This is a genomic window from Streptomyces sp. NPDC048507, from assembly GCF_043199995.1.
Taxonomy (GTDB): Bacteria; Actinomycetota; Actinomycetes; order Streptomycetales; family Streptomycetaceae; genus Streptomyces.
On the sequence record NZ_JBICWZ010000004.1, the window covers coordinates 44,265 to 60,777 of the forward strand.

Annotated in this window: 13 protein-coding genes, 4 tRNA genes and 1 other RNA gene; 7 read left to right on the forward strand and 11 right to left on the reverse strand. The window is 73.5% G+C overall.

Going from position 1 to position 16,513, the window contains the following annotated elements:
* Positions 1 to 18: 18 nt before the first annotated feature.
* From ACGFXC_RS13135 to purS, 5 genes are all read right to left on the reverse strand, one after another.
* On the reverse strand, positions 19 to 501 hold the full coding sequence (locus ACGFXC_RS13135) for an META domain-containing protein (protein ID WP_393712282.1): 483 nt from the start codon (positions 499 to 501) through the stop codon (positions 19 to 21).
* A gap of 47 nt (positions 502 to 548) precedes the next feature.
* A complete protein-coding gene (locus ACGFXC_RS13140) occupies positions 549 to 1,343 on the reverse strand; it encodes a sterol carrier family protein (protein WP_393712284.1) in 795 nt (264 codons plus the stop codon).
* A gap of 211 nt (positions 1,344 to 1,554) precedes the next feature.
* The gene (purL, locus tag ACGFXC_RS13145; RefSeq protein ID WP_393712286.1) at positions 1,555 to 3,804 is read right to left on the reverse strand and encodes a phosphoribosylformylglycinamidine synthase subunit PurL; all 2,250 of its coding nucleotides are present in this window, start codon (positions 3,802 to 3,804) and stop codon (positions 1,555 to 1,557) included.
* On the reverse strand, positions 3,801 to 4,481 hold the full coding sequence (gene purQ / locus ACGFXC_RS13150) for a phosphoribosylformylglycinamidine synthase subunit PurQ (RefSeq protein ID WP_393712287.1): 681 nt from the start codon (positions 4,479 to 4,481) through the stop codon (positions 3,801 to 3,803). The genes purL and purQ overlap by 4 nt, the downstream gene beginning before the upstream one ends.
* A gap of 2 nt (positions 4,482 to 4,483) precedes the next feature.
* On the reverse strand, positions 4,484 to 4,729 hold the full coding sequence (purS, locus tag ACGFXC_RS13155; RefSeq protein ID WP_042801325.1) for a phosphoribosylformylglycinamidine synthase subunit PurS: 246 nt from the start codon (positions 4,727 to 4,729) through the stop codon (positions 4,484 to 4,486).
* 329 nt (positions 4,730 to 5,058) lie between these two features.
* Here purS and ACGFXC_RS13160 point away from each other — a divergent pair, with 329 nt between their 5' ends.
* From ACGFXC_RS13160 to ACGFXC_RS13185, 6 genes are all read left to right on the forward strand, one after another.
* Positions 5,059 to 5,376: an Lsr2 family protein gene (locus ACGFXC_RS13160; RefSeq protein ID WP_393712289.1), complete on the forward strand. Its 318-nt coding sequence runs from the start codon at positions 5,059 to 5,061 to the stop codon at positions 5,374 to 5,376.
* An 87-nt stretch (positions 5,377 to 5,463) separates the two neighbouring features.
* Positions 5,464 to 5,535: transfer RNA gene (locus tag ACGFXC_RS13165), tRNA-Gly, on the forward strand.
* Positions 5,536 to 5,613: 78 nt separating this feature from the next.
* A tRNA-Gly gene (locus ACGFXC_RS13170) sits at positions 5,614 to 5,686 on the forward strand.
* A gap of 219 nt (positions 5,687 to 5,905) precedes the next feature.
* Complete coding sequence (locus ACGFXC_RS13175; RefSeq protein WP_393712291.1) at positions 5,906 to 7,150, forward strand: sensor histidine kinase; 1,245 nt, start codon at positions 5,906 to 5,908, stop codon at positions 7,148 to 7,150.
* Positions 7,147 to 7,758: a response regulator gene (locus ACGFXC_RS13180; protein WP_393712293.1), complete on the forward strand. Its 612-nt coding sequence runs from the start codon at positions 7,147 to 7,149 to the stop codon at positions 7,756 to 7,758. Before ACGFXC_RS13175 ends, ACGFXC_RS13180 begins: the two co-directional genes overlap by 4 nt.
* 24 nt (positions 7,759 to 7,782) lie before the next feature.
* Positions 7,783 to 7,855 (forward strand) — tRNA-Gly (locus tag ACGFXC_RS13185).
* 45 nt (positions 7,856 to 7,900) lie between these two features.
* Here ACGFXC_RS13185 and ACGFXC_RS13190 read toward each other — a convergent pair.
* The 6 genes from ACGFXC_RS13190 to ffs form a co-directional block, all read right to left on the reverse strand.
* Positions 7,901 to 8,803, reverse strand: coding sequence for a phosphoribosylaminoimidazolesuccinocarboxamide synthase (locus ACGFXC_RS13190; RefSeq protein WP_393712295.1), 903 nt, complete (start codon positions 8,801 to 8,803; stop codon positions 7,901 to 7,903).
* 107 nt (positions 8,804 to 8,910) lie between these two features.
* On the reverse strand, positions 8,911 to 10,392 hold the full coding sequence (locus tag ACGFXC_RS13195; protein WP_393712297.1) for a N,N-dimethylformamidase beta subunit family domain-containing protein: 1,482 nt from the start codon (positions 10,390 to 10,392) through the stop codon (positions 8,911 to 8,913).
* Between the two features lie 159 nt (positions 10,393 to 10,551).
* A complete protein-coding gene (locus ACGFXC_RS13200) occupies positions 10,552 to 12,237 on the reverse strand; it encodes a hypothetical protein (protein WP_393712299.1) in 1,686 nt (561 codons plus the stop codon).
* A 298-nt stretch (positions 12,238 to 12,535) separates the two neighbouring features.
* Positions 12,536 to 13,789: a phosphoribosylamine--glycine ligase gene (purD, locus tag ACGFXC_RS13205; RefSeq protein WP_393712300.1), complete on the reverse strand. Its 1,254-nt coding sequence runs from the start codon at positions 13,787 to 13,789 to the stop codon at positions 12,536 to 12,538.
* 60 nt (positions 13,790 to 13,849) lie between these two features.
* Entirely contained in the window at positions 13,850 to 16,066 is a 2,217-nt protein-coding gene (locus ACGFXC_RS13210; protein WP_393712302.1) for a DNA polymerase III subunit gamma and tau, read from the reverse strand.
* 65 nt (positions 16,067 to 16,131) lie between these two features.
* Positions 16,132 to 16,230: signal recognition particle sRNA small type (ffs, locus tag ACGFXC_RS13215), an RNA gene on the reverse strand.
* A 130-nt stretch (positions 16,231 to 16,360) separates the two neighbouring features.
* Between ffs and ACGFXC_RS13220 the strand changes: the two genes are divergently transcribed.
* Positions 16,361 to 16,448 (forward strand) — tRNA-Ser (locus ACGFXC_RS13220).
* Positions 16,449 to 16,513 lie beyond the last annotated feature (65 nt).

Genomic DNA, 16,513 nt, shown 5'->3' on the forward strand with positions numbered 1-16,513 from the left:
GGCCGCCCGGCGGCGGGGTCACTCGGCGGCGGAGGCCGCCTCGGCGGTGAGGCTCTTGCCGTCGGGGGCGGTCAGGGTGAGGGTCCGCTCCTGGATCTTCCAGGTCAGCGGGCCCGCGGCGAACAGCGCGGTCAGGGCCCGCTCCTGTGCGCCGGCCGGGCCCTCGCAGGCCATCCGGGTGGTGGTCAGGGGTCCGAGGGTGAGCGTGGCGCCCGCGACGGTGGCGGGGGCGCTGAAGCGGTTGCAGCCGAGGCTGCCGCTCGCCGTGCCGTCGGGGGCGAGGGTGAGGCGGGCGGGGCCGGGCGGCCCGGTGGGGGCGGCCGCGCCGTCGACCGCGCCGACGGTCCAGGTGGTCGCGGTGAGCGGGGCGTCCGCGGCGGGCCGCTGCGAGCCGGGGCCGTCCGGGGTGAGGGCGGCGCCGGGGGAGCCGCCCTGGCAGCCGGTGAGGCCGAGCGCGGCGAGCAGGGCCAGGCCGGGGGCGAGGTGCCTGAGGGTACGCATGCCCCTGGGACGGACCGGCGGCGCGGCCGGTTCCCCGGCTCGCCCGTTCAGCTCATCAGGGGCAGCAGCCCGGCCAGGTCGGCGCGCTCCCCGCTGGCGCTGACCCGGGCCGCGGCGAGCTCCGCCGCCCAGGCGGTACGGCCCGTCGCGAGCCGGATCCAGGTCAGCGGGTCGGTCTCCACCACGTTCGGCGGGGTGCCGCGGGTGTGGCGGGGCCCCGCCACGCACTGGACCACGGCGAAGGGCGGGATCCGCACCTCCACGGAGCCGCCCGGAGCCTTCACGGCGAGGGCGTCCGCGAGCAGCCGCGTACAGGCGGCCAGGGCCTGCCGCTCGACGGGAACGCCGAGGCCGGGCAGGGCCCGGTTGAGGTCGTCGGTGTGCACGACCAGTTCGACGGTCCGGGTGACCAGGAAGTCGGCGAGGGTCATGTCGCCGATCCACAGGTCCAGCACGCGGCTGCCCGGGTTGCGCTCCAGGGCAGCGGCCAGCGCGGCGGCCGCCCGCTCGTAGAACTCCGGGAGCGGGGCTCCGGTGAGGGTCTCCCGGGCGGCCTCGGAGATCTTCCCGGCGAGGGACGCGGTGGCGAAGGGCCACTCGACGGCGGTCAGTTCGGGCACGGCGGCGGGCGGCCGGGCCAGCCCGGCGGCGAGGGAGTCGGCGATCCAGGCGATGTGCCCGGCGAGGTCGGCCACGCTCCAGTCCCCGACCCCGCTGGGCCGGCCGAGCTGTTCGGGGGTCAGCCCCCGTACGGCTTCGGCGAGGTGCCCGAACTGCGCGGTGACGGCCGTGCGGATCCTCGCCTGGTCGTAGGCGCGCGGCTTCTTCTTGGCGGGCGGCATGGGGCGACCCTACTCGCGCCGGGGCAGCACCGGCCCGGTGCATCCGCGCCGCGGGACCGTGGCGCGGGACGGTGGCGCGGGACGGTGACGGTGGCGCAGCGCGGGATGAACGTCCGCGGCCCCCTCGTAACGGCCTCCGCCGCCCCGAGGCGGCAACGCGCGCGTCCCCGCCCGGAAGGGATCCGGACGGGGACGCGTACGCGGGGCGGGATCAGGCCAGGAGGGCCGGGATGGTCGCCTCGTGGGCCTCGCGGAGTTCGGCCAGGGGGAGCGTGAACTCGCCCTGGACCTCGATCTCCTCGCCGTCCACCACACCGATGCGGGCCGCGGGCAGACCACGGGCGCCGCACATGTCGGTGAAGCGGAGCTCCTCGCTGCGCGGGACGGCCACGATGGCGCGGCCCGCGGACTCGGAGAACAGGAAGGTGAAGGCGTCCAGGCCCTCGGGGACCACGACGCGGGCGCCGTTGCCGCCGCGCAGGCAGGACTCCGTGAGCGCCTGGATGACGCCGCCGTCCGACAGGTCGTGCGCGGCGTCGATCATGCCGTCGCGCGAGGCCGAGATCAGGATCTCGGCCAGCAGCTTCTCGCGGCCCAGGTCCACCTTGGGCGGCAGGCCGCCGAGGTGGTCGTGGACGACCTGCGACCAGGCCGAGCCGCCGAACTCCTCGGCGGTGTCGCCGAGCAGGTACAGCAGCTGGCCGGCCTCCGCGAACGCCATCGGCGTACGGCGGTTGACGTCGTCGATGACACCGAGGACCGCCACGACCGGGGTCGGGTGGATCGCGGTCTCGCCCGTCTGGTTGTAGAGCGAGACGTTGCCGCCGGTCACCGGGGTGCCCAGTTCGAAGCAGCCGTCGGCGAGGCCTCGGGTGGCCTCGGCGAACTGCCACATGACGTCCGGGTCCTCGGGGGAGCCGAAGTTCAGGCAGTCGGAGATGGCGAGGGGCTTCGCGCCGGTGGCGGCGACGTTGCGGTAGGCCTCGGCCAGCGCCAGCTGCGCCCCGGTGTACGGGTCGAGCTTCGCGAAGCGGCCGTTGCCGTCGGTGGCCATGGCCACGCCGAGGTTGGAGTCCTCGTCGATGCGGACCATTCCGGCGTCCTCGGGCTGCGAGAGCACCGTGTTGCCCTGCACGAACCGGTCGTACTGGTCGGTGATCCAGGACTTCGAGGCCTGGTTCGGGGAGGACACCAGCGCCAGGACCTGCGCGCGGAGCTCCTCGGAGGTCTGCGGGCGGGGCAGCTTGCCCGCGTCGTCGGCCTGGAGGGCGTCCTGCCAGGAGGGGCGCGCGTACGGGCGGTGGTAGGTCGGGCCCTCGTGGGCGACGGTGCCCGGGGGCACGTCCACGATGAGCTCGCCGTGCCAGTAGATCTCCAGCTGCTCGCCCTCGGTCACCTCACCGATGACGGTGGCGATGACGTCCCACTTCTCGCAGATCTCCATGAAGCGGTCCACGTGCTGCGGCTCGACGATCGCGCACATGCGTTCCTGCGACTCGCTCATGAGGATCTCCTCGGGCGAGAGCGTCGCGTCGCGCAGCGGGACGGTGTCCAGCTCGACGCGCATGCCGCCGGAGCCGGCCGAGGCCAGCTCGCTCGTGGCGCAGGAGAGCCCGGCGCCGCCGAGGTCCTGGATGCCGGCGACCAGCTTCTCCTTGAAGATCTCCAGGGTGCACTCGATGAGGAGCTTCTCCTGGAAGGGGTCGCCGACCTGGACGGCGGGGCGCTTGGTGGGCTTGGTGTCGTCGAAGGTCTCGGACGCGAGGACCGAGACGCCGCCGATGCCGTCGCCGCCGGTGCGGGCGCCGTAGAGGATGACCTTGTTGCCGGGGCCGGAGGCCTGGGCGAGGTGGATGTCCTCGTGCTTCATGACGCCGATGCAGCCGGCGTTCACGAGCGGGTTGCCCTGGTAGCAGGCGTCGAAGACGACCTCGCCGCCGATGTTGGGCAGGCCCAGGCAGTTGCCGTAGCCGCCGATGCCCGCGACGACGCCCGGCAGGACGCGCTTGGTGTCGGGGTGGTCGGCCGCGCCGAAGCGCAGCGGGTCGACGACCGCGACCGGGCGGGCGCCCATGGCGAGGATGTCGCGGACGATGCCGCCGATGCCGGTGGCCGCGCCCTGGTAGGGCTCGATGTACGAGGGGTGGTTGTGCGACTCGACCTTGAAGGTGACCGCGTAGCCCTGGCCCACGTCGACGACGCCGGCGTTCTCACCGATGCCGACGAGCATCGCGTCGTTCGGCGGGACCTTCTCGCCGAACTGCTTCAGGTGGACCTTGCTGCTCTTGTACGAGCAGTGCTCGGACCACATGACGGAGTACATGGCGAGCTCGGCGCCGGTGGGCCGGCGGCCGAGGATCTCCCGGATCCGGGCGTACTCGTCCTCCTTGAGGCCGAGTTCCTTCCAGGGCTGGGAGGCGTCCGGGGTCTCGGTGGCGTTCTTGACGGTGTCGAGGCTCATGCGCTGACCAGCTTCTTCAGGACCGAGGTGAAGAACGGGAGGCCGTCGGTGCGGCCGGTCCCGATCAGCGGCTCGACCGCGTGCTCGGGGTGCGGCATGAGGCCGACGACGTTGCCCGCGGCGTTGGTGATGCCGGCGATGTCGCGCAGCGAACCGTTCGGGTTGACGTCCAGGTACCGGAAGGCCACGCGGCCTTCGGCCTCCAGTTCGTCGAGCGTGCGCTCGTCGGCGGTGTAGCGGCCGTCCATGTTCTTGAGCGGGACGGAGATCTCCTGGCCGGCGGTGTAGTCGCCGGTCCACGCGGTGTCCGCGTTCTCCACCCGCAGCTTCTGGTCGCGGCAGATGAAGTGGAGGTGGTTGTTGCGGAGCATCGCCCCCGGCAGCAGGTGGGCCTCGGTGAGGACCTGGAAGCCGTTGCAGATGCCGAGGACGGGCATGCCCGCCCTGGCCTGCTCGATGATGGTGCCCATCACCGGCGAGAACCGGGAGATGGCTCCGGCGCGCAGGTAGTCCCCGTAGGAGAAGCCGCCCGCGAGGACGACCGCGTCGACCTGGTGCAGGTCCTTGTCGCGGTGCCAGAGCGAGACCGGCTCGGCCCCCGCGAGGCGGATGGCGCGCAGCGAGTCACGGTCGTCGAGCGTTCCGGGGAACGTGACGACTCCGATGCGTGTGGTCACCGTCAGGCCTCGACCTTCACGGTGAAGTCTTCGATGACGGTGTTGGCGAGGAACGTTTCGGCCATCTTGTGGATGCGGTCGAGGGCGGCCTGGTCGACCGGTCCCTCCACCTCCAGTTCGAAGCGCTTCCCCTGGCGGACGTCGGCGATCCCATCGAAGCCCAGACGCGGCAGTGCACGCTGCACCGCCTGGCCCTGGGGGTCGAGGATCTCCGGCTTGAGCATGACGTCGACTACGACGCGTGCCACTGGCACTCCCGTGTGGTGGTTGGTGCGAAGGCGGTTCCCTCAGCGTACCCGGCGGAAATTTCTACGCGGGTAGATATCTCGCCGGACCGCCCGGCCCGCCGTTTGGGCTTCACCAACGCTTCGCAAAATCCACCGGAAAACCACGCGCCCGGCATTGCGGTGGGACACGCGGGGAGAATTAACTGGGCTTCGCTATTCAATGAGAATCGCGGTACAAAGGAATCAGCCGGGATTCCGACGGTTTGATGCATTCCACCGAAACATCCACACAGGCGACATCACCGCACGTCAGCGAGCGGCGGCGAGGGCGCACGAAGGGACCGATATCCGTGGCGCAGCGCGTAGTAGTCACGATCTCCGACGACATCAGCGGCGGAGAAGCGGCGGAAACGGTCGTGTTCGCCCTGGACGGTAAGTCCTACGAGATCGACCTCAATGTGGCCAACGCAAAGAAACTGCGGAAGAGCCTGGCCCCCTTCGTGGCCGCGGGCCGCCGCCAGTCCCGTTCCGGGAAGGCGTTCAAGCACACGTCGATCGCCCCCGACCCGGCGGTCGTACGGGCCTGGGCCCGGTCCAACGGACTCGACGTGCCGCCCCGCGGGCGCATCCCGAAGCGGGTCTACGCCGCCTACAACGAAGCCCACTGACCCCGGATTTGCCATCCACCCCCTCCGATCGGCTAGTGTGTGGATCACGCCGAGGGGCGAGGCCGAAAGGCCGGGCCCCGAAGTCGTGCGGGTGTAGTTCAGTAGCAGAACACCCCCCTTCCAGGGGGGAGGCGCAGTGTGCAATCCCTGTCACCCGCTCTGCACGCTTTACCGGCCACGGTTGTGGATCAGGTACAGTGAGCTCGCAGAGCACGGCACTCGTGTCGTGGGAAGCATGCGGACGTAGCTCAGTTGGTAGAGCACCACCTTGCCAAGGTGGATGTCGCGCGTTCGAGTCGCGTCGTCCGCTCAGAAAACAAAGGCCCCGATCATTGATCGGGGCCTTTGTCGTTGTCCGGTGCGGTCACTCCCCCTCATCCTTTATGTGGCACACGTCACCCCTCGATGACAAATGTCATCGCGGATCATGACGACGCACACTGCCGGCCCGGCCCGAACGCGCCGAGGCTGGAGGAACAGGGTCCGGGCGCGCTCCCGGGCACACGAGGAACACCGGGGGGACGCAGCCGTGTCGAAGCTGACGGGGTGGTGGAAGCACAGGAGCAGCGCGCAGAAGGTCGAGCTGTACACGCGCGGGTCCTTCCACTTCTTCGTGCTCATCGAGATCGTGTCCTTCGGACTGGCCGGCATCGTCCCCCGGGACGACGGCTCGTCGCCCGCGCCCGGCGGAACCGCCGCCCTGCTGGTGGTGTGCGTCCACGCCGTGCTCTGCGGGTTCCTCTCCTCACGGGCCCTGAGCTGGATCGCCGGCACGCGCCCGCGGCCCGTGCGGCTCGCGGTGGCGGTGGCGGCGCTGACGGCCCTCGCCGTGCTGCTCTTCCTCGTACTGCGCCGCCTCGGCGCCCTCGGCACGTCCGTGGCGCCGCCGCTGGTCGTGGGGGTGGCCTGCTTCGGCTGCGGCTCCGTCGCCCTGGCCCTGGCCCGGGTCCGGTACGTGCGGTGGGTGCCGCCGGGCGCGGCGGCGGGGACGGCGGTGGCCGTCGCCGCACTCGGCCTCCCGGGGGAGGAGATCGTCGGCTACTTCGTCGGCGTCCTGGTCTCCTGCGCGTTCATCGCCTTCACCTACGGGTTCTCCGCCTGGCTGCTGCGGACGGTCTACGAACTCGACCGGGCCCGGGAGGTGCAGGCGCAGCTGGCGGTGGCCGAGGAACGGCTGCGGTTCGGGCGGGACCTGCACGACGTGATGGGCCGCAACCTCGCGGTGATCGCGCTCAAGAGCGAGCTGGCGGTACAGCTCGCCCGGCGCGGACGGCCCGAGGCCGTGGACCAGATGATCGAGGTGCAGCGGATCGCGCGCGAGTCGCAGCGGGAGGTCCGCGACGTGGTGCGGGGCTACCGGGAGGCGGACCTCGCGGTGGAGCTGGAGGGCGCGCGCGGGGTGCTGAGCGCCGCCGGGATGGACTGCCGGGTCGAGTGCGAGACGGCCGGCCGGACGCTGCCCGCCGAAGTGCAGTCGGCGCTGGGCTGGGTGGTGCGGGAGGCGACCACGAACGTGCTGCGGCACGGGGACGCGCGCAGCTGCCTGATCCGGCTGACGGCGCGGGCGGCCTGCGGCACGGTGACCTTGCTGGTGGAGAACGACGGGGCGCCCGACGCCCCCGCGGGACCGCCCGGATCCGGGCTCGCGGGCCTGCGGGAACGGCTCGCGGCGGTGGACGGGACCTTGCAGGCGGGACCGGCCGGGGGCGGCCGGTTCCGGCTGCGGGCCGAGATCCCGGGAAGCCGGACGGAACGAGTGGAGGTGCGGGCGTGAGCGCCGTACGGGTATTGCTGGCCGACGACGAACACCTGATCCGGGGCGCGCTGGCCGCGCTGCTGGGCCTGGAGGACGATCTGGTGGTCGTCGCCGAGGCGGCTTCGGGGCCGGAGGCACTGGCGATGGCGCGGGCCCACCGGCCCGACGTGGTGGTACTGGACCTGCAGATGCCGGGAGCCGACGGTGTGAGCGTGGCCACAGCGCTGCGGGCCGAACTCCCCGGCTGCCGGACCATGATCGTGACCAGTCACGGCCGTCCCGGGCACCTCAAGCGGGCCCTCGCGGCGGGCGTGCGGGCCTTCGCCCCGAAGACCGTCTCGGCGCAGCGGCTGGCCGAGCTGATCCGCACCGTGCACGCCGGAGGGCGTTACGTGGACCCGGAGTTGGCGGCCGACGCGATCAGTGCGGGGGACTCCCCGCTGACGGCCCGGGAGGCGGAGGTACTGGAACTCGCCGGGGACGGGGCGCCGGTCGCGGAGATCGCGGAGCGGGCCTCGCTGTCGCAGGGGACGGTGCGCAACTACCTGTCCTCGGCGGCGACGAAGCTGGGCGCCGAGAACCGTCACACGGCGGTGCGTCTCGCACGCGAGCGGGGTTGGGTATAGTTGTCCTCGCGCCACGGCGCACAGGCGGACATAGCTCAGTTGGTAGAGCACCACCTTGCCAAGGTGGATGTCGCGCGTTCGAGTCGCGTTGTCCGCTCAGAAGACGAAGGCCCCGGTCATTGACCGGGGCCTTCGCCGTTCCTCAGCTCCAGGTCTGGCCGGTGAGGCGCTCGTAGGCCTCGACGTACTTGGCGCGGGTCCGCTCGACGACCTCGCCCGGGAGGACCGGCGGCGGCAGTTCGCCCTTGGAGTTCCAGCCGGAGGCCGGGGAGGACAGCCAGTCGCGGACGTACTGCTTGTCGAAGGAGGGCTGGGCGCGGCCCGGCTCCCACCGGTCGGCGGGCCAGAAGCGCGACGAGTCGGGGGTGAGGACCTCGTCGGCGGCGACCAGGGTGCCGTCCGCGTCGAAACCGAACTCGAACTTGGTGTCCGCGAGGATGATCCCGCGCTCGCGGGCGATGTCCCGGGCGCGGCCGTAGACGTCGAGCGTGGTGCGGCGCAGCAGCGCGGCCGTCTCGGCGCCGGTGGTGCGCGCGACCTCCTCGTAGGAGACGTTCTCGTCGTGGTCGCCGACCTCGGCCTTGGCGGCCGGGGTGAAGATCGGGGCGGGCAGCTCGGAGCCGTCGACCAGGCCCTCGGGGAGGGCGAGTCCGCAGACCGTACGGGTCTTGTCGTACTCGGCGAGGCCGGAGCCGGTGAGGTAGCCGCGGGCCACGCACTCGACGGGGACCATGTCGAGGTTCTTGCAGACCAGGGCGCGGCCGGCCCAGTCGGCGGGGGCGCCGGCGGGCAGTTCGGTGCTGATGACGTGGTGGGGGACCAGGTCGGCGAGCTGGTCGAACCACCAGAGGGAGAGCTGCGTCAGGATGCGGCCCTTGTCCGGGATCTCGGTGGGCAGCACCCAGTCGGCGGCGGAGATGCGGTCACTGGCGACCATGACGAGTCGGCCGTCCTCGTCCCGGTAGAGGTCGCGGACCTTGCCGGTGTGGAGGTGGACGAGGCCGGGCACCTGCACCGGCTCGGGCTTTTCGACGAATCCGGGCACGGAGTCTCCCTGTGGTTCTGTACGAGCGCAGGGCCATTCTCCCGCACGGAGGTCCGTGCGGGAGGCAGGGGGTGGCCGCCGGTCCGGGCCGTCGGGGGCCGGGGTGGTCAGTCGCGCTTGCAGATGCGGTCGAGGAGGTTGGCCGTGGCCCGCTGGATCCGTTCGTCGACGTGCCCGGGGCGGTCCAGGGCCGGGGACCAGGCGAAGGTGCCGGACGCGAAGACGAGGGCGCCGCTGGGCGCGCGGTAGAGGGAGGTCTCCTGGTGGCGCTTGGCGCCCTCGCTGTCCGCGTACGGCGAGTGCGCGAGCAGGATCCGGTCGCGGTGTTCGGGGAGCTGGGTGCGCGGGAAGTACCGGTCGGCCTCGCCCGCCACCAGGCCGTCGAGCTCGTCGTTCTCGGTGGCGCCGGTGGACTCCCAGAGCCAGTGCGTGGCGTTGCGGACGACCAGGGGCGCGGGCTCGGGGACCCGTCCCGCGTACTGGATGCCGAGCAGCTGCTGTTCGGGGCGGTCGACCTCGCGCCACAGGCTGGGGCGGCCGGGGCCCCGCCGCTTCCGGCAGGTGAGGAGGCGGTCCTCGACTCCGGAGGGGGAGGGGCCCAGCTCGACCTGCCAGTACATGGTGTTGGCGGAGAGGAAGACGAGCGAGGTGCCGTGGTCGCGGGCGCGTTCGACGGTGCGGCGCATGGGGGCCGACCAGTACTCGTCGTGGCCGGGGAAGACGAGGCCGCGGTAGCGCGTGGGGTCGACGCGGCCGGCGTGCAGGTCGCGGGTGTCGGCGTAGGCGAGGTCGTAGCCGTAGCGCTCGGCCCAGCGGATGAAGTCGTAGGCGTGGCCCACGTGCAGGGGCAGGCCCGCGCCCGCGTAGGGGCGGTCGAAGGAGACCGTGGTGGCCGCGTCCCGTTCGCCGAGGAGGCGGCCCTCCTCGTCCCAGGCGTGGTAGAGGCTCGCGCCGGTGTGGCCGTCCTCGGGGTAGAGGTTGTAGGCCTGCCAGGTGATGTCGGGCAGGACCAGGAGGAGGTCGGCGGGCTCGTCGTCGCGGACCGTGAAGGGGATGTGGGAGCGGTAGCCGTCGGCGGTGGTCAGGACGGCGACGTACGCGCCAACGCTCCAGTACGAGGGGACCTGGAGCCGCCAGGACAGCCACCAGTGGTGGCAGGAGACGGTGCGGTCGGCGGTGAGCGGGGGCGGCTGGACGATCCCGGACAGCCGCGGGCTGGTGGTGATCTTGGAGGCGCCGTCGCCCGCGTAGTGGCCGATCCGGTAGACGTCGACGGAGAACTGCTGGGGCGGGTCGACGGTGATGTGGAAGTCGATGGCCTCGCCGGGGGCCACCGGGCCGGTCGAGGCGAAGCCCTTGATCTGGCGGTGGACGTCGTCGGCGGTGAGCGGGCCGCCGCCGTTGCTGCGGGCGCGCGGGAGCTGGCCGGGGGTCAGGGACGGGTCCACGTACCAGGGGACGACCTGGCCGGTGTCGTCGAAGTACAGCTCGCTGCCGCGGAACCAGGGCAGGGGGCCCTGGCCGAAGGGGTCGTTGACCGCGTGCGCGAGCGCACCTGACTCCCACCGCCGGATCTGGTCCGCACCCATACCGCTCCCCTCCCTCGCTCCCCCGAACGCGTTTTCCGACACCTCGGTGCGGCGGGTTTCGGACACTCCCGCCGCGACCGGTCCCAGCACATCACATAACGCACGCAGTCCGTCACCGTTCGTCGCGAATTGACGTGAGCGGAACGCGGACCGCCGCTTTCAGACGAGGCGGACGGGCTTCTCGGGGCGCACCCCGACCTCCGCCAGCCACTGCCGCAGCGGCTCCGGATCCCCCTCCTCGACGAGCGAGAGCACCCGGGGCGCCAGGTCGGCGCGGCGCTCGCCGCCGACGAGCAGGACCGGACCGTCGAGCCAGTCCAGGCCGGGGCCGGCGCCCGCGGAGTCCACGGCCGCGCAGCACACCAGGGCGGTCACGTGGTCGGCCAGCAGGTCCCGGCTGCTGCGCGGGGGCTGGAGCGGGAACAGCGGGAGCGTGTCCGCGCCCCGGGAGCCGCCGGATCCCGCGCGGGGGGCCGCGGCGCGCTCCTCGCGGGCCAGGTCCTCGCGGGCCAGGTCCGCGCTGAGCCGCCCGGCCAGGGCCTCCCCGGCGGAGCAGTCGCCGCCCGGATCGGTGAGGTACCCGAGCACCCGCTCCAGCGTCGGACCGTCGAAGCCGTCCCGGGCGGAGGCGGGCGGGGCGGGGGCGGCCGGGGCGGCCCCGGGGCGCGCGGCGCTGCCCGCCGGGACGCGGACGGCGTCCAGCGCGGTGTGCAGCCGGGCCGCCTCCGTACGCCACTTGCGGTCCACGACCTCCTCCGGGTACGCCGTCCAGTCGATCGGCGACCAGTCGGGCCCGGCCTCGGCCGGACCCCCGTGGAACAGCCGGGCGGCCAGCAGCGAAGCGGCCTCGTCGATCACTCCGGGCCGCTCCAGCAGGTCGCAGGCGGGGCGCTCGCCGAGCCGAGAGGTGAACTCCTCCGCGAGCCGGTCCCGGCGGGACAGCTCGGTCAGGGCGGAGACCACCCCGGCGTCGAGGTGCGCGGGCCAGCGGCCCATCCGCCAGGCGGGCAGCGCGACCCTGGTCAGCAGCCGGTCCCAGCCCGCGTAGGCGAGGCCGACCTGCTCCTGGGCGGCGATGCGCAGCCCGTAGTCCACGTCGTGGGCGCGGTCCGAGGCGGCGGCGGCCACCCCGCGCTCCATCTCGGCGGCGTCGTCCTGGCAGAGCCGCAGCAGCAGCCGGGCGGGGTGGGCGATCCAGCCCAGGCCGGGCTGGCTCCCCACGTCGACGGCGGCGTCGAGCCCGCGCACGAAACCGCGCGCGTCGGCTATGTCCGGGTGCGCGGAGGGCCCCGTACCGGCGACGACGGGCGCGAGGACGGCCCGCAGCTCCGCGACGCGCATCCACCACAGGAACGGCGAGCCGATCACCAGCACGGGGGCCGCGCCGGGCGCCGATTCGGGACCGGTGGATATGGCGGCCCGGCGGTGGGCCGGATGCGTGCGGTCCTCCAGCCAGCTGTCGCAGTCGGGCGTCAGGGCTATCGCGGAGGGCGCCGGAACGTCCATCCGGTCGGCGAGGTCGCGCACGAGGCGGTAGAGGTCGGGGGCGGCGGCCTCGGGCAGCGCCACCGTCGGCGTCACGGCGGGACCGGCCCGCAGCACGACGGCGCCGAAGACCCCGCCCGCGAGCAGGACCACTGCGGCGACCGCGCACACGGCCAGGGTCACCGCCGGCCAGGGGTCACCGGCCAGCCGCCCCGTCATCCGGGCGGCCACGAGCATCACCGCGAGGGCGGCGGGCAGCAGCACGGCGGCCATGGCCCTGCTGCGGACCCGCAGCACGGCGAGGGCCCGCGAACGCGCGGACGGTGCGCCCACTTCTGCGATCGAACCTGGTGCGGACACGGCCGGACCTCACCCCCTCTGCCCTGCGGCGGCGTAGCTCACTCCCCCACTGTGACACCCGCCACCGACATCGCAATGCCGGTGGGCCATGTGCCGGAATGCTTGCGCCGCACCCTAGTTGGGGCGGGCGCGGACGTCAGGCGGTCCGGGTGACGATCACCCGATGGAATGGCTTTGGGTAAAGGTGGGTGCGTTCGAACGCGGCCGGATGCAGTCGCACGCGAACGGACGCGGACACGCGCGCGGGCCCGGTGCGCGTCCCCCGCGCACCGGGCCCGTCCCGTCACGACTCCGCCGGTCAGCGGCCTTCGGCCGCCTTGGCCGCGATGTCCGTACGGTGCTGCGCGCCGTCGAGCCGGATCCGCGCGACCGCCTTATACGCCTTCTCCCGCGCCTGTGCCAGGTCGGAACCGGTCGCCGTCACCGACAGCACGCGCCCGCCCGCGCTGACGACCGCGTCGCCCTCGCGGCGGGTCCCGGCGTGGAGCACGTAGGCGTCGGGGGCGTCCTGCTCGGCCACCTCGGCGAGGCCCTCGATCGGGTCCCCGGTGCGGGGCGTCTCCGGGTAGTTGTGCGAGGCGATGACGACCGTGACGGCGGCGTCGTCGCGCCAGCTGAGCGGCGGCTCGGCGTCCAGGGTGCCCTGGGCGGCGTTCAGCAGGACGCTCGCCAGCGGGGTCCGCAGCCGGGCGAGGACCACCTGGGTCTCCGGGTCGCCGAAGCGGGCGTTGAACTCGATGACGCGGGTGCCGCGGGAGGTGATCGCGAGTCCGGCGTAGAGCAGGCCGGAGAAGGGGGTGCCGCGGCGGCGGAGCTCGTCGACGGTCGGCTGGAGCACGAGCTCCATGACCTCGTCGACCAGCTTGGCGTCGGCCCAGGGGAGCGGGGAGTACGCGCCCATGCCGCCGGTGTTGGGGCCCTCGTCGCCGTCCAGCGCGCGCTTGAAGTCCTGCGCGGGCTGGAGGGGCAGGACGGTGACGCCGTCGGTGATGGCGAAGAGGGAGACCTCCGGGCCGTCGAGGTACTCCTCGATGACGACCCGGTCGCAGGCCAGCGCGTGGGCGCGGGCGACGGCCCGGTCCTCGGTGACCACGACGCCCTTGCCGGCCGCGAGGCCGTCGTCCTTGACGACGTACGGGGCGCCGAAGGCGTCGAGGGCCTCGTCGACCTCCTCGGCGTCGGTGCAGACGTAGCTGCGCGCGGTCGGGACGCCGGCCGCGGCCATCACGTCCTTCGCGAAGGCCTTGGAGCCCTCCAGCTGGGCGGCCGCGGCCGTGGGGCCGAAGCAGGGGATGCCGGCCGCGCGAACGCTGTCGGCGACCCCGGCGACCAGGGGCGCCTCGGGGCCGACGACGACCAGGCCGGCGCCGAGCTCGGCGGCCAGCCGGGCCACGGCGGTGCCGTTGAGGGCGTCGACCGGGCGCAGCTCCGCCACCTCGGCGATGCCGGCGTTGCCGGGGGCGCAGTAGAGCGCGGAGACGTCGGGGTCGAGGGACAGAGAGCGGCACAGGGCATGTTCGCGGGCGCCGCCGCCGATGACGAGGACCTTCACGCCGCCCAGGGTAGCCCGGACGGAGTGGCGCGTTTCGTGCGGCCACCCAATGACGGGCGGCTACTCGTTCGTGTATTCCTCCACAACGGTGGCTCCGAGCTCGCGCACGATGAGGTCGTGTCCGGTCAGCGCGCTCTCGACGAGGTCGGGATCGTCCGCCTCCGGGACGTCGTCCTCGGGGGCGACCGGCGGGGGCGCCTGCCGGACGGGCGGCTGCTGGGACGGGGCCGACTGCTGGGGCGGCTGGTACTGCTGCTGCGGAGCGGAACCCTGCTGCTGAGGCTGTTGCTGCGGGGTGGGCGGCGGCGGGCTGTAGGCGGGAGCGGCCGGGGCGCCGTACGAGGACTGCTGGACGGGGGCCGGGCCGCCGCCTCCCCCGACCACGGCGTCGATCTTCCAGCTGACCTGGAACTGCTCGGCGAGCACCGCCTTGAGGACCTCCTCGCTGCCGCTGCTCGCGAAGTTGTCGCGGGCTCCGGGGTTGGGGAAGCCGAGCTGGAGGGTGCTGCCGTCGAAGCCGGTGACCTGGGCGTTCTGGCTGAGCAGGATCCAGGTGAAGCGGCGGCGGTTCTTGACCGCCTCCAGGATGCCGGGCCACATCGCCTGGACCTGTCCGGCCCCGGCGGCCATGCCCGGGGAGGGCGCGGCCGGGGCGGCGGCGGCCGGCTGAGCGGCGGCGGGAGCGGGGGCCGGGGCGGGGGCCGGGGCGTTGGCTCCGCTGCCGGGCGCGGCGGCGCTGGGCCAGGCACCGGCGGCCGGCTGCGCGGGGGCGGCCGGGGCCGGGGCGGCTGCGGGGGCCGGGACGGCGGCTCCGGGCCACGCGCCGGGGGCACCGCTGCCGGGCTGCGCGGCTCCGGGCCAGGCGCCGGGGGCGGCGGCCGGGGCGGCGGCGGGAGCCGGGGCGGCAGGGGCAGGGGCAGGGGGAGCGGGTGCCGGGGCGGGGGCGGGGGCCGCCGGAACCGGGGCTTCCTCGGGCCCGGGGCCCCGTACGGCGGCCCGCGCCGCGGCGACTCCGCCGCCCGGCCCGGCCGGGGCCATGGCCTGCGCCTCGGGGGCGGGGACGTAGCCCATCCCGGGCGCGGCGGGCATCGCCGGAGCGGCGAACGCACCGGCGGGCGGCCCGCTGCGCTCCAGCCGGTCCAGGCGGGCCTGGAAGGAGCGCTCGTCGTCGAAGGCGGCCGGGAGCAGCACCCGGGCGCAGATGAGCTCCAGCTGGAGCCGCGGCGAGGTCGCCCCCCGCATCTCGGTGAGTCCGGCGTTGACCAGGTCGGCGGCGCGCGACAGCTCGGCGGCGCCGAACACGGAGGCCTGGGCCTGCATCCGCTCCACGACATCGGCGGGGGCGTCGATGAGCCCCTTCTCCCCGGCGTCCGGCACGGCGGCGAGGATCACCAGGTCGCGCAGCCGCTCCAGCAGGTCGGCGACGAAGCGGCGCGGGTCGTTCCCGCCCTCCACCACCCGGTCGACGACCTCGAAGGCGGCGGCGCCGTCCCCGGAGGCGAAGGCGTCGATGACGGAGTCGAGCAGCGAGCCCTCGGTGTAGCCGAGCAGGGAGGTCGCCATGGTGTACGTCACACCGTCGTCGGCGGCGCCGGCCAGCAGCTGGTCCATGACGGACATGGAGTCACGGACGGAGCCGGCCCCGGCGCGCACGACGAGCGGCAGCACGCCGTCCTCGACCTTGGCGCCCTCGCGCCCGCAGACCTCGCCCAGGTAGTCCCGCAGGGTGCCGGGCGGGACGAGCCGGAAGGGGTAGTGGTGCGTCCTGGACCTGATCGTCCCGATGACCTTCTCGGGCTCGGTCGTGGCGAAGATGAACTTGAGGTGCTCCGGCGGCTCCTCGACCACCTTCAGCAGGGCGTTGAAGCCCGCCGAGGTGACCATGTGGGCCTCGTCGATGATGTAGATCTTGTAGCGGCTCGACGCGGGCCCGAAGAAGGCCTTTTCCCGCAGGTCACGGGCGTCGTCCACGCCACCGTGGGAGGCGGCGTCGATCTCGATGACGTCGATGGAACCCGGTCCGTTGCGGGCCAGGTCGCGGCAGGACTGGCACTCCCCGCAGGGCTCGGGGGTGGGACCCTGCTCACAGTTCAGGCACCGGGCCAGGATCCGCGCGCTGGTCGTCTTTCCACATCCGCGCGGCCCGCTGAACAGGTACGCGTGATTGACCCGGTTGTTCCGCAGGGCCTGCATCAGCGGTGCAGTGACATGCTCCTGCCCGATGACCTCGGCGAACGACTCGGGACGATAGCGGCGGTACAGCGCAAGGGACGACACGTCTACGAGGTTATCCGGGCCCGCCGACAACGGCGGCCCGCCGACGCCCCCGGACCCGTCCCGGAACGCAAAGCGCCCCCCACGCACCCGCCAGAGCCCACTTACCCTTGCTGCCTTCCGGCCCTGGGGGAGTTGGGTGAGATAGCGCCACGTGAGGGGCTGGGCCCCACCCTAGCCGATCCCTGGCCCCGGAATCGACCCGCACCCCCGCCCGATCCGCCGCCGGACCTCCGCCGGCCCCCAAGATCGGATCGTGTTCGCGAGCACCCCCCAACGTCTTGTATTGTTTGCGGCGGAGGATTCGCCTAGTGGCCTAGGGCGCACGCTTGGAAAGCGTGTTGGGGGCAACCCCTCACGAGTTCGAATCTCGTATCCTCCGCCAGTGCCTCACCGGGCACTTGAAGGCCCCGACCGGGAAACCGGCCGGGGCCTTCTGCGTTGCCGGCT